The sequence below is a fragment of the Streptomyces filipinensis genome, from assembly GCF_014649495.1.
Classification (GTDB): domain Bacteria; phylum Actinomycetota; class Actinomycetes; order Streptomycetales; family Streptomycetaceae; genus Streptomyces; species Streptomyces filipinensis.
Genome location: NZ_BMTD01000035.1, coordinates 1 through 23,859, shown reverse-complemented (window position 1 = coordinate 23,859; position 23,859 = coordinate 1). Strand labels below are relative to the sequence as shown.

Genomic DNA, 23,859 nt, shown 5'->3' with positions numbered 1-23,859 from the left:
CATCAGCTCCCTGTGGTCCGTGCCAGTTCGCGGCGGGCCTGGGCGAGCCCTTCGCGTGCGCGGCCCGATGACACCTCAGTGAGCAGGGCTTCGCCCTGCTCGATGTGGAAGGCGGCCTCGTCGGCTTCCCCGGATCGTGCCAGGGCTCCTGCCAGTCCGGCACGTGCGAGTGCCTCGTTGCGGGCGTAGGTGGCTTCCTGCCGTTCCAGGGCCAGGCGCAGCCAGCGGACGGCGGCGCGGTGGTGGCCGACCGCGGTGAACAGCTCGGCCTGGGCCATACCCAGCTCAGCGGGACCGTGGAAGAGGGTCCAGGCCGGGGCGGGGCGTGCCCCCTGGTCTTGATCGTAGAGGCGCGCGGCGTGAGCCAGGGTCGTGCGGGCGGCGGAGGGGTCGCCCAGGAGGGCCAGGGCGCGGGCCTGGCGGGTCGCGAGGATAGACATCAGGGACGGCGGCGCCCATGGCTGGGCGAGGGCGGAGGCCCGTTGGGCATGGTCAAGGGCGGCCTTGGGGTCCTGTTCGCGGATTTCCAGGAGAGAGAGGGACGCGAGGACCAGGACGGTCAGGGAGTCGTCGCGCAGGTCGACGGCGGTGTTCCTGGCCTGGGTCCAGTACCGGCGGGCGCGCTGGTGGTCGCCTGCATCGAAGGCGAGCCAGCCCACGTGTTCGGCGGTCTCGCCGGAGATCAGGCGCAGCTGGCGGCCGATGATGTCGGGATAGGTGCCGGTAGAGATGAGGCGCTCGACGCGCGAGAGGTGGGCGGCGGCCAGGGGGCCGACGGTGGCGCCGCCGAAGCGGTCGTCGAGGCCGTAGAGCGAGGCCAGGCCGTGGCGCAGGTCGGCGACCGTGTCGGTGCCCACCTGCGGGGCGTAGGCGTCAGCCGGGGCCGGCAGCGCGGCGGAGCCGAGCACGGCGGCCGACAGGGTGAAGAGCGTGCGGCGTTCCACGGGCGGAGTTCCTCCCTGCGGTTCGGCGAGGTCGGCGAGCGGGGCCGTCACCGCGTTGCGGCGGTGCTCGGGGACGCGGAAGCCCAGCTGTTCCAGGGGGACACCGAGCATTGCTTCGAGGACCCTTTGACGCCCGGGCTGCGGGCAGGGCGGCTCAGGCGCACGCCAGCGGCGGACCTGGCGGTCGGTGACTTCCTCGCGCTGTCCGAGGCGCCGGGCGACGGTGGCATAGACCTGAGTGAATGTGGCGCAGCTGCGCCAGCCGAATCCGTCGACTAAGTCCGCGAACGGTGTGGGGTCGTCGGCCATCTGCGCTCCCTTGTGGCTTCGCTCCTGTCCGTCACGGTACGGGCGTCAGACCCGGACTTTCAGCCGTTCGGGGATGAGAAAGTCCGCCAAAAAGTCCGCTCTCCCCGAGGACTTGATGGGTGATCAGCGCTTAACTCTCCGTACCCGACCCGGCCGGTGGAGAGGACCGACGTATGGCCGACCACCCCGCACCCCGCCCGCTTCCGGACCCGCCCGGCGTTCCCAGCCGGGACCTGCGGCTGCGCGCCGACCATGGACTGGCGACCTTCCTGGCCCGCTGGGAAGACCCGCCGCCCGCCAGCGTCGACCACCAGGACGATGCCGACGGCCACGGGGAACGGTGAGCACCATGGCACGCCGCCGCACGTCGCCCTACAAGGTCGGCGACCAGGTCACAGGCACCTCCTACGTCGAACCGGACGACCGGCTCCGAGAGGCTCCGATCCGGTTCACGGGAGCCGTGGTCCAGGTCGGGTCCGGCTGGGCCGGCGTCGATGCCTCCCAGGCCTACCTGTGGGTGCGTCTGCCGTCCGGCCGGGAGATCAAGGCGCTGATACAGGACGTCGAACGCCTGAATCGACCCCCCTCCACGTCGGTGGCCACCGGCCGCGGACGGGGGCGATGACTCCCGGGCGCCAGGGGTAGACGAAGAGCCCCCTGGCGCCCGGGGCACGGACCGCACCGGCCCACCAGGGGCTGGTGCGGGGCACTGCAGGACCATCTCGAAGGAGTCCGCTGTGAGCACCATGCCCACCCCCGCACAGACCGCCACCCGGGCGAAGGCCGTTCTGGCCGCAGTCCTCGCCGACGAGGAGTTCGGCGCGTTCGAGGCCGCCACGCTGGAGTACAGCAGCGACTGGCAGTGTTTCACCGGGTTCCCCGTCATCGAACGGTGGTCCCTCGACACCGACAAGGGCCCGCTGTTCACCGAGGGTCTGCGGGCTCTCGCCCTCAAGGCGGCCGTCTTCGGCCTCACCGGCGACGAGCACCTCGCCGAGGTGGCCGTGGCGGTTCCGGTGGACGAGATGACGCACGCCATGATCGCGCAGCCGCAGCTCTTCGCGCGCATCGCAGACCGCACCGGCTTCAAGCTCATCCACCAGACCGACCAGGAACATACCGACTACGAGGTGGGCGACTTCACCCACCGCGCCTACAGGCTCGCGTGGGGGGAACCCCCGGCCCGCTACTGGCTCCCGAAGGGCGAAGTCGACCGGCGCGTCACCATCCTCACCGAGCGGTACGCGGCCATCGGCATGGACCGGGCCGGCCGCGAGCACGACATCGCGTTTACCTCCGCCTGAACCAGCCCCGCCGCCGGGGCTCTTCGACGAGCTGCGCCGGCGGCTCCGGCGGCGGGGCCACCCGGTCAGGCTCGACTCCGACTTTGTCCGGGTGCACGCAGGCAGGGATGCCGTCGGCGGTGTACCGCAGCCCGTCGTCCGGATTGAACGGGCACTCTCGGCTTGGCCGGTCGTAGACGACGAAGCCCTCCCGCGGGAGGCGGTGAGCCGGACAGATCCCGCACGCCGGGTGGTCCTCGCCCTGGGCGAAAGGCTGCGTCATGGCGCAGCACCGTACACGCAACGCGCACAGTCGCTCAAAGCCCCTGCCGAACGGGTCCGGCAGGGGCTCGCCCATGGGGGGGGAAGCCCTCCGGTCGCCTGGGGCGGGGAGACGCCGGACGGGCGGGAGGGTACTCCCCGCGGCAGATCGTCGTCAGCCTCAGCCGCGCGGGGTACGTGCTGCTGCGACACGTTCCGTTCGGTCCACCCTGTCGCCCTTTCCAGTGGGCGCCCCTCGCCGTGCACAGAGCTGACCTCTGCAAATGGCACGTGAGCAGCAAGTCCGGGGCCCCCGTGGGTGTTTGCTGCCAGCACATGCGGCGGGCACGCTTGCTACTTACCCCTAGGGGTAAGTATGGTGTGGGTGTCGGAGGGGTCCAGCCCTCCGACACCCGGCCGGATGGCCTTGCAGGGCTGTCCGACGATCGAAGGGTACCGCCGTGTCCTACGTGAAGATCATCGAGTGCACCACCCCCACGGAGCTGTTCCGTCACTACGACGGCCAGTCCGGGGTGCAGCCCGCCTACATCGAGCTTGATCTGCCGAACGGCACCCTGAGCGCCGACTACAACGCCGAGATCGGCAACGGCATCCCCTTCTCCGTCTACCACGGCCAGGACCGCCGCTACGGCATCCCCGTGCTGACCGCGGACGCCGCGAACCGGGTCATGAAGGAGATCGCCCCGCTCGCCGACCGGATCCTCGCCGACTGGGAGGAGATCTGGGACGGGAGCAACACGGTCGTCCGGCTCGGTGAGGACGCCCGGGCCGCCGAGGACGAGATCGAGGCGAGGCTCGGCGTGGCCCACCCCTACGAGCAGGTCTTCGGAGAGGAGGACCTGGTCGGGCAGTGGGACATCTCTGGCGCGGTGAATGGGGAAGAGGCCGAGGAGTTCGGCATTACCGCCGCCACCAGCGACGAGCGGCTGGAGGAGATCGAGGCGGAGATCCTGGAGAACCTGGCCGACTGCGGGGAGAGCCCTGTGGCCGTCTGCGTCGGTCTGGACGCCTACCTGCGCACGCTGCGGGACAACGCCGCCGCCGATCAGGAAAACGAGGACTGACGTCCCTGCGCCTGTTCCGTCCCCACCGGCCCGGTCGCCTGCCCCCGGCGGCCGGGTCTTTTCTTGCAAAGGAATCCCTCCGTGTCCGACTTCCTTGATCTCCTCGCCCGGGCCGAGGCCCGGATCGAGCACGGCAACGCCGAGCGTTCCGCCGGCGCCGACGACAAGGCCCGCGCCATCAACGCCGAGGTCACCCGCCGCGGCCGCGGCGGCGCCAAAGCCCTGGCCGCCGAGCTGAACGTCAGCGAGAAGACGATCAGCCAGGCCGTGGCCCGCGCCCGCACCGCCGACGACCCCCTGCGCCAGCTTCCCTACGACACCTTCGACCGGCTCCTGGCCGCCGAACTGCGCGACCTGCCCCCGCTGCCAGCCGTCCACTGGCAGACCCTCGCCTGGATCCTGCGCGGCACCGTCGTCGACGTGACCTGGCTGGAAGCACCCGGCACGCTGCTCTCCTACGAAGTAGAAGACCTCGAAGAGGACGTCGTCCCCGACGCCGCCGCGCTCGCGGCCGCGTGCCGGTCCTGGTCCCGTACGCAGGCCCTCGCCGTCATCGATGCGGTGCTGCGCCGCGACGACGCCGCCCTGCCCACGACGGGGGAGTGACAGTGGAGCTGCGTCCGTACCAGCACGAAGCCGTGACCGCGATCGCCGAAGGCCTCGCCGACGGCGGAGTGGGCCAGCTGCACGCGGCCTGCGGCTCGGGGAAGAGCCTGATGGGGCAGCAGTCCGCGATGCGGCTGCTGCCCTCCGGCGGGCTGGCCGCGGTCCTTGTGCCCTCGCTGGCCCTGGTCGCCCAGACCATCACCACCTGGCGTGCACTCCATCCCGCTGGGACCGGGCTGGACGTGCTCGCCGTGTGCTCGGACGACACCGTCGCCGACGCTCCCGCACACCTGCCGGACATCCCCGCCCAGGTCACCACCGACCCGCAGACCATCACCGAGTGGCTCGCCCGCCCCGCCGAGGCAGGGGTGCGGCTCATCGTGTGCACGTACATCTCCGCACCCCGGCTCCACGAAAGCCTGCAACAGGCCGGGGCCACGCTTGATCTCCTCATCCTGGACGAGGCTCATCATCTGACGGGGCGGCCCGAATTCGTGATCCGCCGCGTCACCGAACCCGGCTACCTTCCCGCCGTCCGGCGCCTGTACATGACGGCCACCCCGCGCGTCGACGCGGCCGCCAGCGCCCAGGGGCACCTGTCCATGGACGACACCTCGGTGTTCGGCCCCGTCTTCTACACCTATCCCTTCAGCCGCGGCATCGCCGAGGGCTACCTGGAGGACTACCGCCTCTACGTCGTTGGGATCCGTGAGAGCGAGGCCCGCGCTCTGCTCGCCGACAAGACCCACGAGTACGTCGAAGGCCCGGGCGCGCCGTCCATGCAGACCCTCGTCGCCCAGGCCGCACTCGTTCGCGCCGCCCAGAAGTACGGGGTGCGGCGCGCGGTGTCATTTCACTCCCGCGTCGCGCAGGCGGCCGAGTTCGCCCGTTCCCTGCCCGGCCTCTCCCGCCGTCTGGCCCCCGACCTGCCCGCCCCCGTCTCCCACGTAATCCACGGCGAGATGAGTCCCCAGCTGCGCGACAGGATCCTCGACGGCCTGCGCTTACCTCCCGCCGGCGGGTGGTCCGTGGTCGCCAACGCCCGGATCCTGGGCGAGGGCGTGGACGTCCCGGCCCTCGACGCTGCCCTGTTCGCGCACCCCAAGTCCAGCGCGGTGGACATCGTGCAGGCGGTGGGCCGGACCCTGCGACCCCACCCCGACACCCCGGGCCTGTCCACCATCATCGTGCCGCTCATCGTGCCCGAGCAGGACGGCGAGATCGGCGAACTGGACCCCGGCGACTACGACACCCTCTGGCGGGTCGTCCGCGCCTTGCGTGCGCACGACGAGCCCCTGGGCATCGCCCTGGACAACCAGCGCAGCAAGGACACGTCCCGCAACCCGGGCCTTCCGTCGAAGATCACAGTCGAGCTGCCCTGGGGCGCCGGCCAGGACCTCATCGAACAGGTCGAGCTGCTGCTGGTACGCCAGAGCGCTTCCCCCTGGTGGGAAGGACTTGGTGCCGCCGCCGTGTACTACCAGCAGCACGGTCACCTTGACGTCCCCGCTGGCTACGTCAGCGACGACGGGCGACGGCTCGGGCGGTGGATCCAAAACGCCCGGCAACACCGCCGCAAGGGCTGGATGCCAGCCGACCGCATCGCTGCCCTGGACCGGCTCGGCATGATCTGGGACCCCGACTGGTACCGCTTCCAGACAGCCCTTGGTCACGCCCGCGTCTACCGGGAGACCCACGGCCACCTCGACGTCCCCCAGACCTACAGGACCCAGGACGGCTACCGGCTCGGTATGCGGATCAACATGCTGCGCCGCGACTACGCCGCGGGACGCCTGACCCCCGAGCGGATCGCTGCCCTGGACCGGCTCGGCATGACCTGGAATACCCGGGCGCAGGCCAACGAGGAACTGATCGCCCGTGCCCGTGCCTTCCACGCTGCCCATGGTCACCTGCGCGTGCCCCAGGCCCACGTGACCGACGACGGCTACCCGCTCGGCAGCGCCCTCAAGACGCGCCGCAACCGCTACGCGCACGGTGACGTCGACTCCGGCGTCGTGAGCGCGCTGGACGAACTGGGCATGATCTGGGACGTACGCGAGGCCCGCTTCGCGGACGGGCTCGCCGCGTGCCGCCGCTACCGCGACCGCCACGGCGACCTCGCCGTCCCCGTCAACCACACCGATGCCGAGGGATACAACCTCGGTGACTTCATCGCCTACCAGCGGGCCCTGGCCGCCGGCAGCGTCTCCGACCCCTCCGGCCGACCCCGCACCCTGGATCCCGCACGCCGTACCGCCCTGGACGACCTGGGCATGATCTGGACCGCCGCCACCCCGAAGCGCCCTCCCACGGACGAGGAGATCGCCGCCCTGCGCGCCTTCCCCCACCAGCGCGGCAAGGCACTCGCGGAAGCCCTCCTCGCCCTGGTCGAAGCGGGCGTCGAACAAAAGGCACTCGCGGAAGCCCTGGCCCTCAGCACGAGCACCCTGAGCCTGCGGCTCAAGCGCGCCCGCACCAACGCCTACACCGCCGACTCCTTCGCCCAGCACCTTGATGCCGCCCGCGCCTTCCACGACCGCCACGGACACCTGAGGCCACTGGAGTCCTCCGACAACCCCGAAGTCCGCAGCCTTACCGTCTGGCTGAGCAGACAACGCGCAGCTCGCCGCAACGGGCAGCTGAGTGACACGCAGATCGCAGCCCTGGACGAACTCGGACTGGACTGGGAGCCCCAGGGGGCCCGCTGGCAGCAAGCCCTCCAGGCTGCCCGCAGCTACCAGCAGGAGCACGGACACCTCCGCCCCCCGACCGGCACGACCGTCACCGGAGTCGACCTGTCTGTATGGCTCCGCAACCAGCGCGCCGCCTACCAACGCGGCACCCTCACGCCCGAGCGTGTTGCCGCGCTCAATGAACTCGGCATCGAGTGGACTCCCGGCCTCGGGCTCGCCGACGTTCGGATCGATCAGGCCTGGCAGGCCCGCCTCGACGACGCCCGCCAGTACAAGGCCGCACACGGCCACCTTCGCCCGCCCAACGGCACGAGCGTCAACGGCAAGCGTCTCGACGCCTGGCTCAGCGTCCAACGCGCCCGCAACCGCGAAGGCCGCCTCACCCCCCAGCAGATCGCCGCCCTCGACGAGCTGGGCATCCACTGGTGAGAGAGCAGCGCGACAAGGCGGCCACACCTCAGTCCAGCACTCCGAGGGCAGTGTCGGGGCGGCAGTGCGGGCACGCGGAGACCCCCTCGGCCAGCGCCCGGCGGGCTTGGTCGGCGGTGGCGGGCTTGCACCGGGTGCGGGTGTCCCAGCAGCTGCCGACGTGCACACGCGCAGGCGGCCGGCCGGTGCCGATCCCGTGCTCGATGAGCCACGCGGGCGGGGGAGGGGCGGGCCGGCGTTCGCCCTGGGCGGCGATGAGCTGTTCTTCGGTGGCTATCCAGTCGCGGGTGCGCTGGAGGTCTTGCAGCTGGACGCGTTCGAGGAAGCGCAGGAGGTCCAGGCGCGAGGTGCTGGCCGGTGGTGGTGCGGACATGGTGCTACTTCCGGTACTGCGCCGCCCGCGCTTCCGCGCACCGCGGGCAGGTGGGGGAGGCACCGACTCCGTATTTGCAGGTGGGGGCGTGGCAGAGGGCGCAGGGTCCGGTCTGGCTGGGTGCCCAGGTGACGAGCTGGGGTCTGGCAGGTGCGGAGGCGGGGGTGGTCACAGAGTGCTCCTTCTGGGGTGCGGAGGCTGTCACTCCCATTAGATCTCATGTTCGATTTTCTGGCCTAGTGGACAGCCTTGCCACGCCGTCCCGGTCACCCGGTCGCCGCTCGGCCGTCCGGCGTCCTGCAGGGGCTACGGGAGAAGGCAAGGTGCAGGCTGGGCGCGGGGCCAGTGTGACCGGATGGGAGGTGGGTGGCGGTGGTGCTACGGCCGCCGGTCGCGCCGATGCTGGCGCAGGCCGCCGAGACGATCCCGGTTCCGCCCCGTTCCGGGCCGGGTCTGGGGTATGAGTACAAGTTCGACGGACACCGGTTGCTCGTGTTCACCCCGGACCGTCCGGGTGGGCGGGTGCTGCTCCAGACCCGCCGCGGCGCCCTGGTCCAGGACGCGTTCCCCGACCTGGTGACCGCCGCCGCCCAGCTGCCTGACGGCCTGGTCCTCGACGGCGAAGTCCTCGCCTGGGACCTGGAGGCCGGCGCCCTGTCCTTCGAGGGCCTGCAACGCCGCGCCGCCGCCCGCGCCCGCAACGCCCCCGCCCTCGCGGCCCGCCTGCCCGCCCTCTACGTCGCCTTCGACATCCTGATGGCCGACGGCACCGAACTGCTCACGCTTCCCTACGTAGAGCGCAGGCGCCGCCTGGAGGTCCTGTTCGCCGCCCGCGCACTCACCTCGCCATGGACGCTCTGCCCCATGACCACCGACACGGCGACGGCGCGGGAGTGGCTGGAGTCCTGGACCGACGTCCCCGGCCTCGAAGGCATCGTCGCCAAGCCGATGGGCGCGCCTTACCTGACGGGCCGCCGGGGCTGGACCAAGATCAAAAGAAGAGACACCAGCGAAGCCATCGTCGGCGCGATCACCGGCACCCTCACCCACCCCCAGCTCCTCGTCCTCGGCCGCCACGACACCGACGGACGGCTGCGCACCGTCGGCCGCACCACCACGCTGCGCCCGGAGCAGGCCCGCCAGGTCGCTGGGCATCTGGCCCCGGCCGGCCCCGGACACCCCTGGGAAGGAGTGCAGTTCGCCGCGTCGTGGGGTTCGCGCGACGTCTTGGATGTCACCCTCGTCCGCCCGGACGCGGTGGCCGAGATCAGCGCCGACCGGGCCGTCGACCACGGCGGCGTCTGGCGCCACCCGGTGCGCTTCAAGCGGCTGCGCGTGGACATGGGCCCCGGGGATGTGCCGGGTTTCGGGGAGGCGAGCCGCCCGCGGCGCCCCTGAGGGCGTGGGCGGTGTGAGCAACGGGGGCGGGGCGGTCCGGGCAGCCTCAGGGGGGTGCCGTGGATCACATCCGGGTGGGTTGCAGGGCTAAGGGTCCGGTGGTGTAGCACGCACACGAATCCCACCCTCTACTGCTTTGACCTGTGGTTTTAGTGGACTTGCGGGGCTTACCCCTCGGCGTTCGAAAGTGCGGCCATCCCCCTCCGTCCGGAGGAGGTGGCCGCACTTTCGTATGAGGAGTGAGCTGTCATGAGCATGGCTGAAATGGCTGGGGAGCCGGTGGACGGGGAGTCCGGCCGGGAGGAGGGCGGGCGCCCCCAGGAGCCGGCCTCTCCTCGCAGGGCGACCGTCCGGCGCTGGGCGGTCCGGGCGGCCGTGGAACTGGCCGTCGAAGCGGGGCAGATGGCGGTGGACGCGTGGGCGCCGCAGTGGTCGGGCGCGGCATGGGCACTGGGCAAGGCCGTGCGCCTTGCCGTACACCGCCGCAAGCGCCGGGACCGCCGCCCGCGCGGCTAGCCCGCGGCCGGTTCCCGGGCCGCCCGCGAGGCGGCCCGGGACCGGGGGTGCGTCACCGGCCAGCATCCCGTCGACATGGCGGCCGGAGGGCCCGCGGTGCACCCGTCCGGGTGACGCGGGTCCTCGCGTACGCGTAGGCGACTTGTGCGGTGCGCTCCCAACCCGCCCCAGAATTAGGGCCATTGACAACAAACAGGATTTTTTGGCATGTTTCCGGCGCGGCCTGACGGTCAGGCCGCCGATGGATGATCGGAGTGTGTTCCGTGGTGCGTTCGGTTCGTGAGAGTTACGACGTGTACGGGGCGGCGTCCCGGCTGCGGGTGCCGGTAGCGGCATGGCGGTGGGCTACCGGCTCGGGCTTGGTCCCGCCGCCGGATGCCGGCCCCGGGATGTGGTCGCGGGCGGTGGTGGAGGCCACCGACCCCGAGGCCGTGCGTGCAGCGCTGCGGGGCCCGATGGGTGCCGGGGTGGCGGCGGACCGGCTGACCGAGGCCCTGGGCGTGCCGCTCCCGATCCGCCGGCCGAGGGTGACCGCCTCGGCGGTCGGCCACCTCGTCAACGCCGGTCTCTTGGTCTACCTCGGCGGAGAGGCCGAGTTCCCCGACGTCCACCCGGACCAGGTGGCCGTCCTCGCCCGCCGCCGGGATCTGCCCGCTCTCCTCGACCGGCACGTGCCTCTGGGCCCGGACCAGGCCGCACAGCGGCTTGGTGTGCGACGCACGGAGTTCGACTTGATCGTCGGTCGGCTGGGGTGGTTGTCCCCCGTCACCTCCGTGGACGTGGACTACAAGCACCACGGTGGGGTGACCACGGTCTCTCTCTACGACGCCCGAGAAATCGCGCTGTTGGAAGTGATCCGGCCCTACGTGGATTGGCGGGCCGTGCGCACCATCACGGCGGGCCGTCGCTCCCCGCTCGCCGCCCTCGACCCCGTGGACAGGGAAGCGGACCGGGTGCTGCTAACGGAGGTGGGGCGGATGGCCCGGGTGGGCCGGGCCGCGGTGGCGTGCTGGCGGCGCCGGCACAGCGACTTCCCGGCCCCCGCAGGCGGCACGCACGTCCATCCGGAGTTCGACCGGCGCGCGGTGGTCGCCTGGCTCCTGGCCCACGCAAAGATCGCCGTTCCTGCGGAGGCCCCGACGGCCTCGCTCGTTGTGGCCCTCTCCGGTGGCCGCACGCACCGGTTTCATATCGAGGACCCGCACCTGCTCTTGGCCGACGATGCCGAGAGGGAAGACCGGTTGTCCGGCTGGTCCACTGAGGAGGACGCCGAGGCGCTGCACGGCCTGACGGGCCGGGAGTGGGGGGCGTCGGTGCGCCGGCTGACCGTACCGGGCACGCGGCCGCTGGCGGTGCTGGGCGACGTGAGGCTGGTGGAACGGTTCCAGCCGGGGTCGGGCGGCCTGCACGTGACGCTCTCCTGGCCGGCCGGTCTGCGGGGCGCCGCTACTGAGGGCTCGGCGGGGGTGGCGCGCCACGGTGTGCCGTACGTCCGGCCGGGCCAGGAGTGCGCGTGCCGCCGGCAGGACTGCGGCGGGCTGGTTGTGGCGGTCTGGTGTGAGGAGCACGGTGGCATCGCGCCGGCGATGGAGTGGCACGTCGGCGGCGGGATCCGCTGCACGGCGTTGCACCGCCGCCGTGCAGGGGCCGAACGCGCCGGTACGGCGGCGGACTGGTCGGAGCTGACCGAAGCCGCAGGCCCGCCTGAGGTACTGACGTACATCTAGCTGAGGCGGCTCAGGCCGCGTAGTTGAGGAAGTCGGCTACCGCGGGGACGTGGCGGTGGCCGGTGAGTTGTCCCCGGAGTTCGTCAAGGGTGCTGGTGGTACGGGCCGAGTCGATGCCGCCCATGGTGTGGATGACCTGGTGGCCGAGGTCGAGGGCGGCGTCGACGTCGCCGAGAGCGAGGTGGGCTTCGGCTTCGCGAACTTGGTAGATCACGGCGCCGCGCGCCTCGCGGTCGGTGTCGTAGGGGTCGGCGTGGGTGAGGGCGGCGTGGAAGTTCTCCAGGGCCCGCCTGGGCTCGCCGAGGCTAAGGGCCGAGCTGGCCGCGACCTGGTGGAGTTCGCCGTGGTTGATCCAGTACATCGACGCCAGGTCTGCGTCGGGAGCATCGGCCTTCGCGTACGCGTCGAACGCGGCGTCGACCTGGCGCCAGGCCGAGAGGGGTTCGCCGGCCTTGGAGTGGGCGCGGGCGGCGCGGGCGTGGAGCATCGCCTTCACCCGGGGCGAGGAGATCTTGCGCCGGTCTGCGAGCGCGCCGTCGAGGAGGTGAAGGGCCCCGTGGGAATCGTCGGCGTTGTAGCGGAGGTTCGCCCAGAAGGCGAGGGTCACCGCGCCCAGGGTGGGGTCCTGTGCGGAGCTGGAGGCACGCAGAGAGGCAACGAAGTGCCGTTCGGCGGCGGCGTGGCGGCCCTCGTCATAGGCGCACCACCCGGCCAGGCGTGAGGCCTCGGCGGCGCTGGCGAAGAGCCGGCGGCCGGTGGCTTCGCTGTAGGAGGCGTTCTTGAGGAGGTCGGCAACCAGCCGCAGTTCGAGCACGGCGGCGTCGTAGACCTGTCCGGCGCCGACGGTGTCGTCGAGGTGCCGCAGGGCATCGAGTCGTACGTCGAACAGGGCGGCGGCCTCGGCGCCGACTCTGCGGCCGCGGTCGCCGATGGCGAGGGCGGGTTCGGCTGTGAGCCACTGCGCGAGGGCGGAGGCCAGCGTTGCGGTGGAGGCGATCAGAAAGCCGCGGCGGTCCTTCACAGGCCCTCCTACTTCCGTTAGTGCTGTGACCGTACCCGCCGCAGTCCACGGCGACTCCAGCACGGTCCGGTCGTCGTCAAGGGCCAGCAGCAGGAAGCCGGGCCAGCCGTAGCGGTCCACGTCGGCGAAGTCGATGTCGTGCAGGCTGGCGATCGCCAAAAGGGCGCTCTTCTCCGGCGTGACGCCCTCGCGTGTCCAGCGGGTGACCTTCTCCTTGCGATGCGCCATCGCGCCGAAACCGAGCGCCAGATGGCGGTCGGCCACCCGCTTGAGGTAGGCGGCGGCGGTCAGGCCGTGGCGGGACAGAAGCGTGCTGAGCGGGTGGGGCTGGACAGCGGTGGCTGTGATCACGGGCGCTCTACCTCTCCAGGACCAGAACCCTCAGTGTCCCGCCCGAAGGAAGCGGACCGGAAGACTGAAGCACTCGCGAGGCAACGGGGAGCAACCGCCGGGCAACCCACGGCAACCCCCAACATCTTTTCCTGGCACGTTCCGAGGCCGAACCTGGTGGTGCGCGGCCCAGATCGACAGGGCGTGACCCGGATACCGCCGGGCTGCGCGATCCGTGGCGACTCTGCCCCCCCGGGGCGTCGTGCCCATCTCACCGCCCTCGGGTCATTCGACGGCCTGTCGCCCGCACCGCCATCAGCGATCAGCAGAAAGGAAGGCCTGTCATGCCCAAGATCGCCTTGTATGGGCTGCCCGGCGCCGGGAAGAGCACCGCGGCGCAGGTACTGACCCAGGAGCTCGCCTCCGAGAGAGTCGAGGTCGTCCGCCTGCGCCTGGCGGAGCCCCTCTATGAGGCCCAGCGCACCATCTACGCGCTGGCCGGGCGGCCGTTGACCAACGACACCCAGCAGGACGGTCACCTCCTGAACCTGCTTGGCACCCAGATGCGCCGCATCAACCCGGACGCGCTGACCGGTCCGTTCACCTTCCGGGTCCGGCGGGCCGAGGCGGAGAGCCCGAAGGCGCTGCTGCTGTGTGACGACCTGCGCGCCCCCGACGCGGACACCGTGACCAGGCTCGGGTTCCGGCTCGTGGAGATCTACGCGCCGGCCGCCCTGCGCCAGTCCCGCCGGCAGGCGCGCGGCGACCTGAGCGCGGGGGACGAGAACCACCCCACGGAGGTGCCGCCGAACGTAGAGCCGTGGCGTCGGATCGACAACGCCGGAGACCTCGCCGAGTACCGCGAGCGCCTCGCGGCCTTGGCCCGGGAGCTGATCGCGTGATCCTGACCGGCCCCGAGATCCAGCGCCAGCGCGACCTGGGCGCGCTGACCATCGAGCCGTTCACCCCTGCCCAGGTCAACCCCGTCTCCTACAACTACCGACTCGGGCCCGTGCTGCGCACCCACCGCGCTGGGACGGCCGACACCCACGGGCAGCTCGACCTGGACGAGGTCGAGATCCCCGAGGAGGGGATCGTGCTGATGCCCGGCCGGGTGTACCTGGGAACCACGGTGGAGACGATCGGCAGCACCGAGTTCGTGCCCTCGCTGATCGGTCGGTCCTCTGTCGGACGGCTGGGGCTGTTCGTCCAGTACGCCGCCGACCTGGGGCAGATCGGTGCCTGCCACCACTGGACGCTGGAGTTCAAGGCCGTTCAGCCGGTCCGCGTCTATGCGGACCGGGTCATCGGCCAGGTCAGCTTCTGGGCCGCCACCAGCGGCCGGCTGCCGTACACCGGCCGGTTCGGCCGGATCGACGAAGCCACCGTTCCCCCGCCGGGGCTGCTGGCCCCGGCCGTCCTGTCTCACGCTTGAGGAGACCTCCCGTGATCCTGACCGGACCGGACATCATTGCCGAGCGCGAACGCGGCCGCCTCGTTCTGGAACCCTTCCACTCCGCCCAGGTTCAGCCGAACAGCTACGACCTGACGCTGGGCCCGACCCTGGCCTACTACACCGGCGAAGTCCTCGACACCCGCGCCGAAAACCCCTACGTCGAGGTCGAGATCCCCAAGAACGGGTTCGTGCTGGAGCCGCACCGTGTCTACCTCGGCTCCAGCGTAGAGGTCCTCGGCAGCAACCACTACGTACCGAGGATCAGCAGCCGGTCGGGCGCAGCCCGGCTGGGCCTGTTCAGCCACTGCACGGCCGAGCTCATCGACATCGGCTCTATCGGCCAGACAACCTTCCAGTTCCACTCGGTGAAGCCGCTGCGGGTGCATGTCGGCGACCGGCTCGGGCAGGTGGCGTTCTTCCGGGTCCAGGGCGACATCGTCCTCTACGACGGGAAGTACCAGGGGTCGCGCGGCCCGCAGCCCTCCAAGATCCACCTGGATGCGGCAAGGGCGGCGGCCTGATGAGGGCCAACGACGTCCCGAACCCGGCTGCCGCCTACAGCGACCCTGTCGCCCGCGACCTGGTGGCAGCGGCGTTCGAGGCGATCCGGGACCGCTACGTGCTGGCCCGCCACCAGATCGCGGCCGCGGTCGTGGACGCCGACGGGCGGCTGCACCTGGGCCTGCACGTGGACGCGATGGTCGGGCGTGCGGCGGTCTGCGCGGAGGCCGGGGCCCTGTCGGCGGCCCGCCTGGTCACCAGCGCCGGCCTCCTCGCGGTGGCCGCCGTCCGCTTCCCCAAGCCCACTGAACCGCCGATCGCCCGGATCGTGCCCCCGTGCGGGCTGTGCCGCGAGCTCCTCCTGGACCACGCCCCACACATCTCGGTGGTCCTGCCCCACCCCGAAGACACCCTGACCCCGCTGGGCCGCCTGCTGCCCCACAAGTACGTGGGCACCAAGTGGCCCGCACCGCTCACCCACCCCTGAAACAGAACGAGTCAAGGAGACCTGTCATGAGCCAGACCGACTTCCGCACCGCCGCCCTCGACGCCCTCGCGAAGGAGGTCATCCCCGAGCAGCACTTCGAGTTCTCCATGGAGACCGCCCGCGAGCGCTTCTTCAACGACACCCGGATGCTGGACGTCAAGCAGGACGTCCACAACCGCTTCCGCACCAACCCGACGTCCATGGTCGGCCACATGATCAACAACTTGGCCCTCACCGGAGAGGAGGACCTCCTGGACCTGGGATGCGGCAACGCCTTCGTCCTGGAGCACCTGCGCCCGCACCTCGCGGACGGGACGATCACCGGCCTCGACGTCGCGCCGGCCGTCCTGGAGGCCGCCCGGGCCCGGATGCACGGCACCGCCACCCCGTGCACGTGGACCGAGGGCAGCGCCGACGACCTGTCGATGCTCGCCGACGACTCCTTCGACCGGGTCATGGCCAACTACATGATCCACTACGTGCCCGACCTCGACCGCTGCTTCTCCGAGGTTCGCCGCGTCATGCGCCCCGGCGGCATCTTCCAGCTCACCACGGACCGACCCGACAGCATGCTGGAGATGTACCAGGTCCACTTCACCGCCCTGAAGGCGATGAACGCCCCCGCCTACCTCTTCAAGGCCACCCCCAAGGGCCGGCTGTCCCTGGACAACGGCGCCGCGCAGCTCTCCGCCCACTTCGAGACCGTGAAAAGGGTCACGTGGCAGGACCAGCTCCGCTTCACCGACCCCGCCCCGTTCCTGCGCTTCTACCAGGTCGGCCACAACCACTGCTGCGCCTCCTCCGAGCCCGACGAGCGCCTCGACGAGGCGTTCTTCGCCGAGTTGCGCGAACGCGTCGCCGAGCAGGTCGCCCAGGCGATCAAGGAGAACGGCTACTTCGCGGTGACGAAGTACACCGGCTCCTTCCTCTGCTCCTGACCACACCGGTGCGCCGCCCGGGCGGCCAGCGATGGGGCGCGAGGGGCGTTGGTAGCGTCGGAGGGTGCCCCGCCGGCCGGTGCGGCACCGGTCCACCGACGGAAAGAGCTCCCGATGCCCGCGAACCCGACGATCCGCAGGGCCGTGATCCCTGCCGCCGGACTCGGCTCCCGCCTCCTGCCGCTGACCAAGGCCACGCCCAAGGAGATGCTCCCCGTCGGTGACCGGCCCGTCATCGAGCACACCGTCCGCGAGCTCGTCGCCTCCGGCATCACCGACATCACCATCGTCGTCTCCGGCGGCAAGAGCCTCATCCAGGACCACTTCCGCCCCAACCCGACCCTGGTCGAGCAACTGCGCGCGGACGGCAAGAAGGAGTACGCGGACGCGGTGGAAGAGGTAGGTGAACTGGCCCGCCAAGGCCACATCACCTACCTCGACCAGCACGGCCCCTACGGCAACGGCACCCCCGTCCTGAACGCCGCCCGCTCCTTCGGCGACGAACCCGTCCTCGTGCTCTGGCCCGACGACGTGTTCGTCGCCGAGGTCCCCCGCGCCCAGCAGCTCATCCGCGCCTACGAGAGCACCAACTGCCCCGTCCTGGCCCTGATGCCGATGGCACCGGCCGAGTCCCAGCGCTACGGCGTCCCCGTCGTCAAGGAAGACCTCGGCGAGGGCCTGCTGCGCATCACGGGCCTGGTCGAAAAGCCCAAGCCGGCCGACGCCCCCTCCGCCTACGCGGCGATCGGCGGCTACGTCATCACCCCCGCGATCATCGACGAACTCCGCGAACAGACCCGCCGCTGGTACGAGCACCGCCAGGGCGAGATCTACCTGACCGACGCCATCAACGCCTACGCCACCACCCGGGCCGTCTACGGCCAGGTCATCTCCGGCCGCTGGTACGACACCGGCAACCCGGCCGACTACCTCGTCGCGCAGATGGCCACCGCCCTCGCCCACCCCGAGTACGGGCCCATCCTGCGCAAGCTCGCCCTCGAATCCAGCGCCCCCCACACCACCCCGAGCACCAGCTGATCCGCCGCTCCCTTCGGGCCGCCGCCCACCGCGAGCGGCCCCAAGGGAGCACCCATGCCGCTCATCCCGCCCCGCTACGAGCCCACCCACGACCAGCACGACACCTGGATGGTCGTCAACCCCATCCAGGGCTGCAACAAGGTGTGCCGCTACTGCTACCTGCAAGACCTCGGACTCACCGGCGTCAAACCCGCAGTCCTCGCCACGCCCGAGGAGACCGTCGAGCAGCTCCTCGCGCACCGCTACTACCACCCCGCGCTGGTCCTGGCCCTCTACACCTGCACCGACGCCCTGGCCACCCCGGTCACCCGCGCCCACCTCACCGCCCTCCTGGACCTGCTGGGCGCCTCCACCGTCCGCAACCCGGTCTGCATCATCACCAAGTGCGCCATCCCCGACGACGTCGTGGAATGCATCGCCCGCAATCGCGCCGCCGACCTGCCGATCCTGGTCTACCTCAGCTACTCCGGCCTCGGCCCCGACATCGAGCGCGGCATCAACCACACCGCGCTGCGCGACAACTTCCCCCACCTGCACGCCGCCGACATCCCCGTCATCCACTACTGGCGGCCCGCCCTCCCGCAGAACAGCACCCCCGAGGCCATCGAGCACGTCATGGACCTCGCCGTCCGCTACGCCGCCTGCACCGTCGCCGTCGGCACGAAGGTCAAGCCCACGGCGATGGACCAGATCACCGAGCTGTGGCCGGCCCTCGCCGACCCGGGCATCGACCCGCGCGCCGCCGACTCCGTCTGGCCCCGGCCCACCTGGGACTGGCTCCACGCCCTCCCCGACCGCTACGCCAGCCACCCTTTCTTCCAGACCAACAGCTGCGCCCTCGCCTACGTCCTGGGCCGCAGCGACCGCGCCGGGGTGTGGAACACCCCCACCTGCCTCGCCGCCAACCGCTGCCCCACCGCCCAGCGCGACCTCTGCCTGCGCACCGTTCCCCACCGCGAACCGGTCACCGCCACCCAGGTCGAGGAACGCCTCGCGAAGATCGGACTGCCCGGGCTGGCGTTCACCCTCGATGCGGGCACCCGCATCCTCCACCTCGGCCGACCGGTCCCGCTGCGCGACCGGCACAACCTCGCCCAGGTCCTCGCGCTCACCGTCCGCGCCCCCCGCGACCCCCAGGAAACCTACTGGCAGGGACGCCTCGCCGGCGCCGAGCCGCTGATCATCGACCCCCGCCCCTGACCACCCCGACGGGAGCACCCATGCCGATCACCAACCACCCCATGGTCGTAGACACCGCCATCCAGTTCTGGCCCCGGGGGGGCAGCGCCCAGGTCGTCCGCTACCACCTGCGCGAACTCAACTCCCGCGGCATCACCACCCGCCTGCACGCCGGATCCCTCGGCGCCCCGGGCGACCCCTCCCACGCCCCCGCCTTCTACCAGGGCCTCGACCTCCACCCCTACGACCACAACGACGCCCGGGCCGCGTTCGAGCGCGGCGACAACCCCCAGGCCGCCCGCTGGCCGTTCCACCCCTCCTACGAAGACCGCGGCCACTGCCCCGACCCGCTCTACAGCGCCGTCCCGCCCGCCGACGCCGACCACCTCACCCGCGCCTGGACCCGACACCTCACCACACACCGCAGCCCCCACCCCACCCTCCTGCACCTGCACCACCTCAGCCACCTCCAGACCAGCGCCCACACCGCCTACCGAGGCATCCCCCGCGTCACTACCCTCCACGGCACCGAACTCAAGCTCCTGGCCGGCATGCAGGAACGCACCCGACTCGCCCAGCGCGCCCAGACCTCCCTCACCGACCTGGCCCACCTCCTGCACAGCAGCAACCCCCACCGCCACACCGAAGCCGCACGCATCGCCAAAACCGCCGACCTCACCGACCCTGACGCCAGCCTCCTGGCCAACACCGCCTGGGAGAAGTGGGTCCACTCCGAGCACTGGATCCGCCGGCTGCACCAGGCCGCCGCCCACGCAGGCCGCCTCATCACGGTCTCCGACCACGACCAGAAGCTCGCCACCGAACTGCTGCACCTGAGCAGCGCACCGTCCGTCGTCCCCAACGGCGTCGACACCCACACCTTCCAGCCCCACCGCCTCGACCCGGCCGTCCTGCTTGAGCACCTGCGCCGCTGGCTCGTCACCGATCCCCAGGGCTGGGCCCCAGGCGAAAAGCCCGGCAGCATCCGCTACACCGAACGCGACCTCGACCGCCTCCACGACGAGCACGGACAACTGCGCCCGCTGCTGCTGTGGGTCGGGCGGTTCCTGGACTTCAAGCGCGTGCCCGTCCTCCTGAGGGCCTTCGCCGCCGCCCGCACCCGCCTTAACCCCGCGCCCGCCCTGCTGATGTGGGGCGGCTACCCCGGCGAGTACGAAGGCCGCCACCCCGCCGACATCGCGGCCGACCTCGGCATCGCCGACGACGTCTACTTCCTCGGCTGGCGCGGCCACGATGAACTCCCCACCGGCCTCAACACCGCCGACCTCATGGTCGCCCCGGCCGTCAACGAACCGTTCGGCATGGTCTACCTCGAAGCGATGGCCTGCGGCACCCCGCCCATCGCCACAGCGACCGGCGGCCCCGCCCGCACCATCATCGGCACCGGCCCCCACGCCACCGGCTGGCTCATCCCCCCCGACAGCCCCGACGACCTCGCCCACACCCTCACCGCCGCGCTCGGCGACCGCCAGGAACTCGCCCGGCGCGCCACCAACGCCCGCACGCACGTCGAGAACACCTACAGCTGGGCGCGCACCACCGACCACTACCTCAACCTCTACGCGACCGCCCACCAGACGCCGTAACCCCGGCCCCTTCAGCAAGGAGTCCACCGTGACCGACCGCATTGAAGGCCTGCTCGTCGACATGAACGGCCTCTTCCGCCACTGGCACAACACCGGCGCCCGGCAGAGCGAACGACTCGCCGGCCTGCCCCCCGGCACCATCAGCCACTACGCCTACGACCACCCCACCTACCGCGCCGCCCGCGTCGGCCTCCTCACCGACCAGGAATGGGCCGACAACGTCGCCGACCGCCTCGCCGACGACTTCGGCCCCGCCGTGTACCAGAACCTCGGCCCCTGGCGTGCCGACCGCGGTGAACGTGACAACACCATGGTCGAACTCCTCGACCAGATCCGCTGCCACATGCCCGTCGGTGTCCTGTCCAACTGCACCGACGCACTCCCCGCCGACCTCGAACACCACAACATCACCTTCGACCATGTCTTCTCCTCCGCCAGCCTCGGCGTCGACAAGCCCTCCCCCCACGCCTTCCAGGCCGCCGCGGACCGTATGGGCATCCCCGCCCAGCGCCTGGCCTACTTCGACGACGAGCCCACCTTCGTCCACGCCGCTGCCACGACCGGACTTCACGCCCGCCTCTTCACCGGCCCCTCGGACTTCACCAACCGCCTCCACCATCTCGGCCTGCCCCTCACAGCCCTCAGGTGACCCGTTCTGAGACACACGGATAGGCATGCCGGCCTCTGGGCCGGCCGTCTTCCAGTGGTCGGACTGGCCAAGGGCGGCAGCCCATTGCCCATGCTGCTCCACCCGCGAGCGCTGCCAGGCCCTACACCGCAGGGCGAGGGCCGTCGGGTGTTCACGAGTGCCGCTGATCAGGCATGCGCGTGAAGCTTCATGTCCGGCCAAACCCCCACCTACAGGCCCCTGGACAACCCCACGAGACCCGTTAACTTCACGGCCTTGGGGCTAGCCCGTGCCACCACGGCCCGGGCCCGCCCGATGCAGCTGCGCGTGGCAGAAAGCCGCGCCGCCGGTGGCGCGGCCGCCACGCGTGACCTCGCGGCCCCGACTTCCCCAACCCAGTTCGACCCCCGTCAGGTCGTCGCCTGGCTCTTGGCCCACGACAAGATCGGGGTACCCACGGGGCCCACGGTCGCCTCGCTGGTGCTGGCCGACCTCAAGGGGGGGTACGCACCGGTTCCGGCGTCCACCGACACGGACGCCGACGCCCTGGCCGAGCTGGCGGCGGGGGAGTTCGGGGCATCAGTGCGCCGGCTGACGGCCCCGGGCACGGGGCCGTTGGCGGTGCCGGGCCGCGTGCAGGTGATCGACCGGTTCCGGTCTGGGTCGGGCGGCCTGCGGGTCACGCTGGCGTGGCCGGCTGGCCTGCGGGGCGCCGCCTCAGAGGGGGCGACGGGCGGACTGGTGCATCACGGGGTGGCGTACGTGGCCCCGGGCGACAACTGCGTATGCCGTCGCTTCGCCTGCGGCGGGGTGACCACGGTGAGCTGGTGCCAGCAACACGGGCAGGACGCTGACCCAGTGATGGAGTGGCACCCCGAGGGGGGCCTGCGCTGCACGGCCCTGGCCGCGCAGCGGACGAAGACGGCCGCGCGCGGTTGACCGGTCCGCCCGCGTCGGGTGCTGAGGGCCTCTCCGCGCCCGCTGGAGGGGCCCTCAGCCCTCTGACAGCCCGTGGCCCCGGTGCCGTCCACAAGGAGGATCTGGGTCAGGTGACGCTGCGGAGGTGGCCGCGGGCGGTGCTGGTCTTCCGCTTCTCTGCTTTCTCGGCCTTCTCCTGCTGGTGCAGCGCGAAGCGTCGTTCGTACTCCTCTTCGAAGTGGCCAACGTCGAGGCGTTCTTCGATGGGGAGGGCTGTGATGGCGTCGTAGCGATGTTGGGCTGATTCGTGCTTGGCGAGCATGGCGTGGATCTGGAGCTTGCCGCGGCCCTTCACTCGGACAAGGCGGGCTGCTACGAGGTAGGCCATGGCACGGCTGATAACGCCGCGGTCCATGGCCACGCCTTCGGCGAGTTCTTCGTGGGTGGCTCGGACGAGGCCGCCGATTTGCTGTCGGTTGAGCATGTGAAGGAGCAGCGTGTAGCTGGTCGGCGGAAGCCTGGGAACGTAGTCAAGACCGTCGTAGGAAATGTACCCAGCTGCCTGCTGGTGGCGCGGGAGCGGGGTTGCTGATCCGTGCTCGGCTGCGGCCGTGGTCATTCGGCGGCCCTTCCCTTCTCCCCGTCGTGGGGGTCTTCCGGCAGTTCGCCGTTGGCCATCGCCTTGAACGCGGCGGGTGCGTCTGGGTCCTGGAGGATCTCTCGGAGGAGGTCCAGTTGCTGCACGCGTTCGGTTCTGGCTCCTGGCACTTTACGCGTTCCCCCGCGGAGGACTGCTGAGGGGACGAGTTGGTAGACGCCCCGCCGGACCCGTCGAAGCACGCCATCTGCCATCAGCCGGCGCTGAGCTCCCCCGACGTGTCGACGGCTGTATCCGAGGTGCTCGGCGATCTCTTCCTGCTTCTTGGTGATGTGTCCGCCGATGTCCTGGGAACCGATCAAGGCGACCAGGACCACGAGGATGAACCGGTCCTCGGAGGCGGCGTAGTGCTTGGAGGCCCAGAGCATGAAGGTGAGCGAGTCCATGCTGTAGGAGCCGCCGATGAAGGCGGTTGAGGTCGCCAGCGGGTAGACGTAGGCGCCGTGGCCGGCAGGGACATCGATCTGCTGACTCGCCCGCGGGGCAATGTCCGGTACGGGTAGGTCTGTTGTGGGTAGCGGCCTACGCCGTCGAGTCGGCTTCCCCGGGAGAGGGAATGCGGGGTTGGTACCTGAGCTCATCGTTCGGGGCCCCTCGTTGTCCTGAGTCGCAGTCAGTAGCCTAGCCCACCGTTGCGCTACTGCCACGGATAACGTGCCGGTAGCGCAACGAAAGGTCGAGAAATGGCAGTGCAGGGCTGCCACATCCTCATTTCGATCATCGGCTCGGGAGCTCACCGACTTGCTCACCGAATTGACTCGGTGGACGTCACAGGAGGACAACTTCCGTCTGATGCACTCACCGTCCCAAGCTCACCTGGAATGCCGACGCCGTGGCCCCTCTCCGGCATCGCGCTGAGTGACCATCAGCTCTGGAGGGGCGCATGGAGCCTTTGGTTGCAGTAGTGCAACCAAAGGCCTTTGGTGAGAGCTGCCGTGACTCTCGTTGGTTGCGCTACTGCAACGGAAGTTGGGTACTTTGGTAGCAGTAGTGCAACGGATCGAAGGAGATGTGGCAGTAACTACTGCCACATCCTCCATAGATATGGCACTCCTGCACTGCCATATCTTCGGCCTCACATCGCTCTGACCAGCAGAAACAGATCTCGCTACTTCTTATAGGCATCCCGAGCCCGCTACGCGGGCTTGTTCAACCTGGAGATGCCCGAAGGGCTCTCCCGCCCGCGTAGCGGGCTCAACTCATCCGAGAGCGAAGCGAACCGGCCGGAAGGACCCTGGGACGGGGGAGCGAAGCGGACCCGCCCCAACGGGCCGAAGGCCCGTACCCCGTGAAACGGGGTCACCAATGCCCGCGAAGCGGGCCGTTCAGGGCGAAGCCCTGAACCCCTGTTCCGGAGCGAAGCGCAGGAACCCGGCCCGAAGGGCCGGCCGTGGCCCGGCGAAGCCGGGCCCGCCGAGCGCAGCGAGGCGGCTCCCTTCCCCAGCGCGCAGCGCTGGGGGTCCCGCTCCGCGGG

24 protein-coding genes are annotated in these 23,859 nt (G+C 70.9%); 19 read left to right on the top strand and 5 right to left on the bottom strand.

The features are described from left to right. Positions 1–2 precede the first annotated feature (2 nt). Entirely contained in the window at positions 3–1,253 is a 1,251-nt protein-coding gene (locus IE244_RS40205) for an NsdA family TPR-like regulatory protein (protein WP_191878523.1), read from the bottom strand. Positions 1,254–1,426: 173 nt separating this feature from the next. Here IE244_RS40205 and IE244_RS40200 point away from each other — a divergent pair, with 173 nt between their 5' ends. The 6 genes from IE244_RS40200 to IE244_RS40175 all read left to right on the top strand — a co-directional run bounded on the left by IE244_RS40200 (position 1,427) and on the right by IE244_RS40175 (position 7,610). After that, positions 1,427–1,597 carry a hypothetical protein gene (locus IE244_RS40200; protein ID WP_191878522.1) on the top strand — a complete coding sequence of 57 codons (171 nt, stop codon included), beginning with the start codon at positions 1,427–1,429 and terminating at the stop codon, positions 1,595–1,597. 5 nt (positions 1,598–1,602) lie between these two features. Then, complete coding sequence (locus IE244_RS40195; RefSeq protein ID WP_191878521.1) at positions 1,603–1,878, top strand: hypothetical protein; 276 nt, start codon at positions 1,603–1,605, stop codon at positions 1,876–1,878. 121 nt (positions 1,879–1,999) lie between these two features. Next, positions 2,000–2,557 carry a hypothetical protein gene (locus IE244_RS40190; protein ID WP_191878548.1) on the top strand — a complete coding sequence of 186 codons (558 nt, stop codon included), beginning with the start codon at positions 2,000–2,002 and terminating at the stop codon, positions 2,555–2,557. A 701-nt stretch (positions 2,558–3,258) separates the two neighbouring features. Continuing rightward, on the top strand, positions 3,259–3,882 hold the full coding sequence (locus IE244_RS40185) for a hypothetical protein (protein WP_191878520.1): 624 nt from the start codon (positions 3,259–3,261) through the stop codon (positions 3,880–3,882). An 81-nt stretch (positions 3,883–3,963) separates the two neighbouring features. Then, positions 3,964–4,488: a hypothetical protein gene (locus IE244_RS40180; protein ID WP_191878519.1), complete on the top strand. Its 525-nt coding sequence runs from the start codon at positions 3,964–3,966 to the stop codon at positions 4,486–4,488. Between the two features lie 2 nt (positions 4,489–4,490). Beyond that, on the top strand, positions 4,491–7,610 hold the full coding sequence (locus IE244_RS40175; RefSeq protein WP_191878518.1) for a DEAD/DEAH box helicase: 3,120 nt from the start codon (positions 4,491–4,493) through the stop codon (positions 7,608–7,610). A 28-nt stretch (positions 7,611–7,638) separates the two neighbouring features. On the opposite strand, the gene IE244_RS40170 is transcribed toward IE244_RS40175, so the two are convergent. Further along, entirely contained in the window at positions 7,639–7,983 is a 345-nt protein-coding gene (locus tag IE244_RS40170; RefSeq protein ID WP_191878517.1) for a DUF6233 domain-containing protein, read from the bottom strand. A gap of 372 nt (positions 7,984–8,355) precedes the next feature. Here IE244_RS40170 and IE244_RS40165 point away from each other — a divergent pair, with 372 nt between their 5' ends. From IE244_RS40165 to IE244_RS40155, 3 genes are all read left to right on the top strand, one after another. After that, positions 8,356–9,381, top strand: coding sequence for an ATP-dependent DNA ligase (locus tag IE244_RS40165; RefSeq protein WP_229854836.1), 1,026 nt, complete (start codon positions 8,356–8,358; stop codon positions 9,379–9,381). 249 nt (positions 9,382–9,630) lie between these two features. Then, positions 9,631–9,897 carry a hypothetical protein gene (locus IE244_RS40160; protein ID WP_191878516.1) on the top strand — a complete coding sequence of 89 codons (267 nt, stop codon included), beginning with the start codon at positions 9,631–9,633 and terminating at the stop codon, positions 9,895–9,897. Between the two features lie 404 nt (positions 9,898–10,301). After that, the gene (locus IE244_RS40155) at positions 10,302–11,624 is read left to right on the top strand and encodes a hypothetical protein (protein ID WP_191878515.1); all 1,323 of its coding nucleotides are present in this window, start codon (positions 10,302–10,304) and stop codon (positions 11,622–11,624) included. Positions 11,625–11,634: 10 nt separating this feature from the next. Here the strand turns inward: IE244_RS40155 and IE244_RS40150 are convergent, their stop codons facing one another. Next, positions 11,635–12,996 carry an NsdA family TPR-like regulatory protein gene (locus tag IE244_RS40150; RefSeq protein ID WP_229854834.1) on the bottom strand — a complete coding sequence of 454 codons (1,362 nt, stop codon included), beginning with the start codon at positions 12,994–12,996 and terminating at the stop codon, positions 11,635–11,637. 323 nt (positions 12,997–13,319) lie between these two features. Between IE244_RS40150 and IE244_RS40145 the strand changes: the two genes are divergently transcribed. From IE244_RS40145 to IE244_RS40100, 10 genes are all read left to right on the top strand, one after another. Then, complete coding sequence (locus IE244_RS40145) at positions 13,320–13,877, top strand: P-loop nucleotide/nucleoside kinase family protein (protein WP_191878514.1); 558 nt, start codon at positions 13,320–13,322, stop codon at positions 13,875–13,877. Next, a complete protein-coding gene (locus IE244_RS40140; protein ID WP_191878513.1) occupies positions 13,874–14,410 on the top strand; it encodes a dCTP deaminase in 537 nt (178 codons plus the stop codon). Before IE244_RS40145 ends, IE244_RS40140 begins: the two co-directional genes overlap by 4 nt. A gap of 11 nt (positions 14,411–14,421) precedes the next feature. Next, the gene (locus IE244_RS40135; RefSeq protein WP_191878512.1) at positions 14,422–14,952 is read left to right on the top strand and encodes a dCTP deaminase; all 531 of its coding nucleotides are present in this window, start codon (positions 14,422–14,424) and stop codon (positions 14,950–14,952) included. Further along, positions 14,952–15,419, top strand: coding sequence for a cytidine/deoxycytidylate deaminase family protein (locus IE244_RS40130; protein ID WP_191878511.1), 468 nt, complete (start codon positions 14,952–14,954; stop codon positions 15,417–15,419). Before IE244_RS40135 ends, IE244_RS40130 begins: the two co-directional genes overlap by 1 nt. A 26-nt stretch (positions 15,420–15,445) precedes the next feature. Continuing rightward, a complete protein-coding gene (locus IE244_RS40125) occupies positions 15,446–16,357 on the top strand; it encodes a class I SAM-dependent methyltransferase (RefSeq protein ID WP_191878510.1) in 912 nt (303 codons plus the stop codon). Positions 16,358–16,471: 114 nt separating this feature from the next. Further along, on the top strand, positions 16,472–17,395 hold the full coding sequence (locus IE244_RS40120) for a UTP--glucose-1-phosphate uridylyltransferase (RefSeq protein WP_191878509.1): 924 nt from the start codon (positions 16,472–16,474) through the stop codon (positions 17,393–17,395). A gap of 54 nt (positions 17,396–17,449) precedes the next feature. Next, positions 17,450–18,595 carry a hypothetical protein gene (locus IE244_RS40115; RefSeq protein ID WP_191878508.1) on the top strand — a complete coding sequence of 382 codons (1,146 nt, stop codon included), beginning with the start codon at positions 17,450–17,452 and terminating at the stop codon, positions 18,593–18,595. Between the two features lie 20 nt (positions 18,596–18,615). Further along, on the top strand, positions 18,616–20,181 hold the full coding sequence (locus IE244_RS40110; protein WP_191878507.1) for a glycosyltransferase family 4 protein: 1,566 nt from the start codon (positions 18,616–18,618) through the stop codon (positions 20,179–20,181). Between the two features lie 28 nt (positions 20,182–20,209). Next, complete coding sequence (locus IE244_RS40105) at positions 20,210–20,830, top strand: HAD family hydrolase (RefSeq protein WP_191878506.1); 621 nt, start codon at positions 20,210–20,212, stop codon at positions 20,828–20,830. Positions 20,831–21,085: 255 nt separating this feature from the next. After that, positions 21,086–21,748, top strand: a complete 663-nt coding sequence (locus IE244_RS40100; protein ID WP_191878505.1) for a hypothetical protein — start codon at positions 21,086–21,088, stop codon at positions 21,746–21,748. Positions 21,749–21,854: 106 nt separating this feature from the next. Here the strand turns inward: IE244_RS40100 and IE244_RS40095 are convergent, their stop codons facing one another. After that, the gene (locus IE244_RS40095; protein ID WP_191878504.1) at positions 21,855–22,346 is read right to left on the bottom strand and encodes a cyclic nucleotide-binding domain-containing protein; all 492 of its coding nucleotides are present in this window, start codon (positions 22,344–22,346) and stop codon (positions 21,855–21,857) included. Then, entirely contained in the window at positions 22,343–22,966 is a 624-nt protein-coding gene (locus IE244_RS40090; protein ID WP_191878503.1) for a helix-turn-helix domain-containing protein, read from the bottom strand. Before IE244_RS40090 ends, IE244_RS40095 begins: the two co-directional genes overlap by 4 nt. Positions 22,967–23,859: the final 893 nt, after the last annotated feature.

Bases quoted from the DNA above. Each gene is read 5' to 3' on its own strand.
- IE244_RS40205 (WP_191878523.1), bottom strand. From the start codon at position 1,253: ATGGCCGACGACCCCACACCGTTCGCGGACTTAGTCGACGGATTCGGC.
- IE244_RS40200 (WP_191878522.1), top strand. From the start codon at position 1,427: ATGGCCGACCACCCCGCACCCCGCCCGCTTCCGGACCCGCCCGGCGTT.
- IE244_RS40195 (WP_191878521.1), top strand. From the start codon at position 1,603: ATGGCACGCCGCCGCACGTCGCCCTACAAGGTCGGCGACCAGGTCACA.
- IE244_RS40190 (WP_191878548.1), top strand. From the start codon at position 2,000: ATGCCCACCCCCGCACAGACCGCCACCCGGGCGAAGGCCGTTCTGGCC.
- IE244_RS40170 (WP_191878517.1), bottom strand. From the start codon at position 7,983: ATGTCCGCACCACCACCGGCCAGCACCTCGCGCCTGGACCTCCTGCGC.
- IE244_RS40160 (WP_191878516.1), top strand. From the start codon at position 9,631: ATGAGCATGGCTGAAATGGCTGGGGAGCCGGTGGACGGGGAGTCCGGC.
- IE244_RS40145 (WP_191878514.1), top strand. From the start codon at position 13,320: ATGCCCAAGATCGCCTTGTATGGGCTGCCCGGCGCCGGGAAGAGCACC.
- IE244_RS40130 (WP_191878511.1), top strand. From the start codon at position 14,952: ATGAGGGCCAACGACGTCCCGAACCCGGCTGCCGCCTACAGCGACCCT.
- IE244_RS40125 (WP_191878510.1), top strand. From the start codon at position 15,446: ATGAGCCAGACCGACTTCCGCACCGCCGCCCTCGACGCCCTCGCGAAG.
- IE244_RS40120 (WP_191878509.1), top strand. From the start codon at position 16,472: ATGCCCGCGAACCCGACGATCCGCAGGGCCGTGATCCCTGCCGCCGGA.
- IE244_RS40115 (WP_191878508.1), top strand. From the start codon at position 17,450: ATGCCGCTCATCCCGCCCCGCTACGAGCCCACCCACGACCAGCACGAC.
- IE244_RS40110 (WP_191878507.1), top strand. From the start codon at position 18,616: ATGCCGATCACCAACCACCCCATGGTCGTAGACACCGCCATCCAGTTC.
- IE244_RS40095 (WP_191878504.1), bottom strand. From the start codon at position 22,346: ATGACCACGGCCGCAGCCGAGCACGGATCAGCAACCCCGCTCCCGCGC.
- IE244_RS40090 (WP_191878503.1), bottom strand. From the start codon at position 22,966: ATGAGCTCAGGTACCAACCCCGCATTCCCTCTCCCGGGGAAGCCGACT.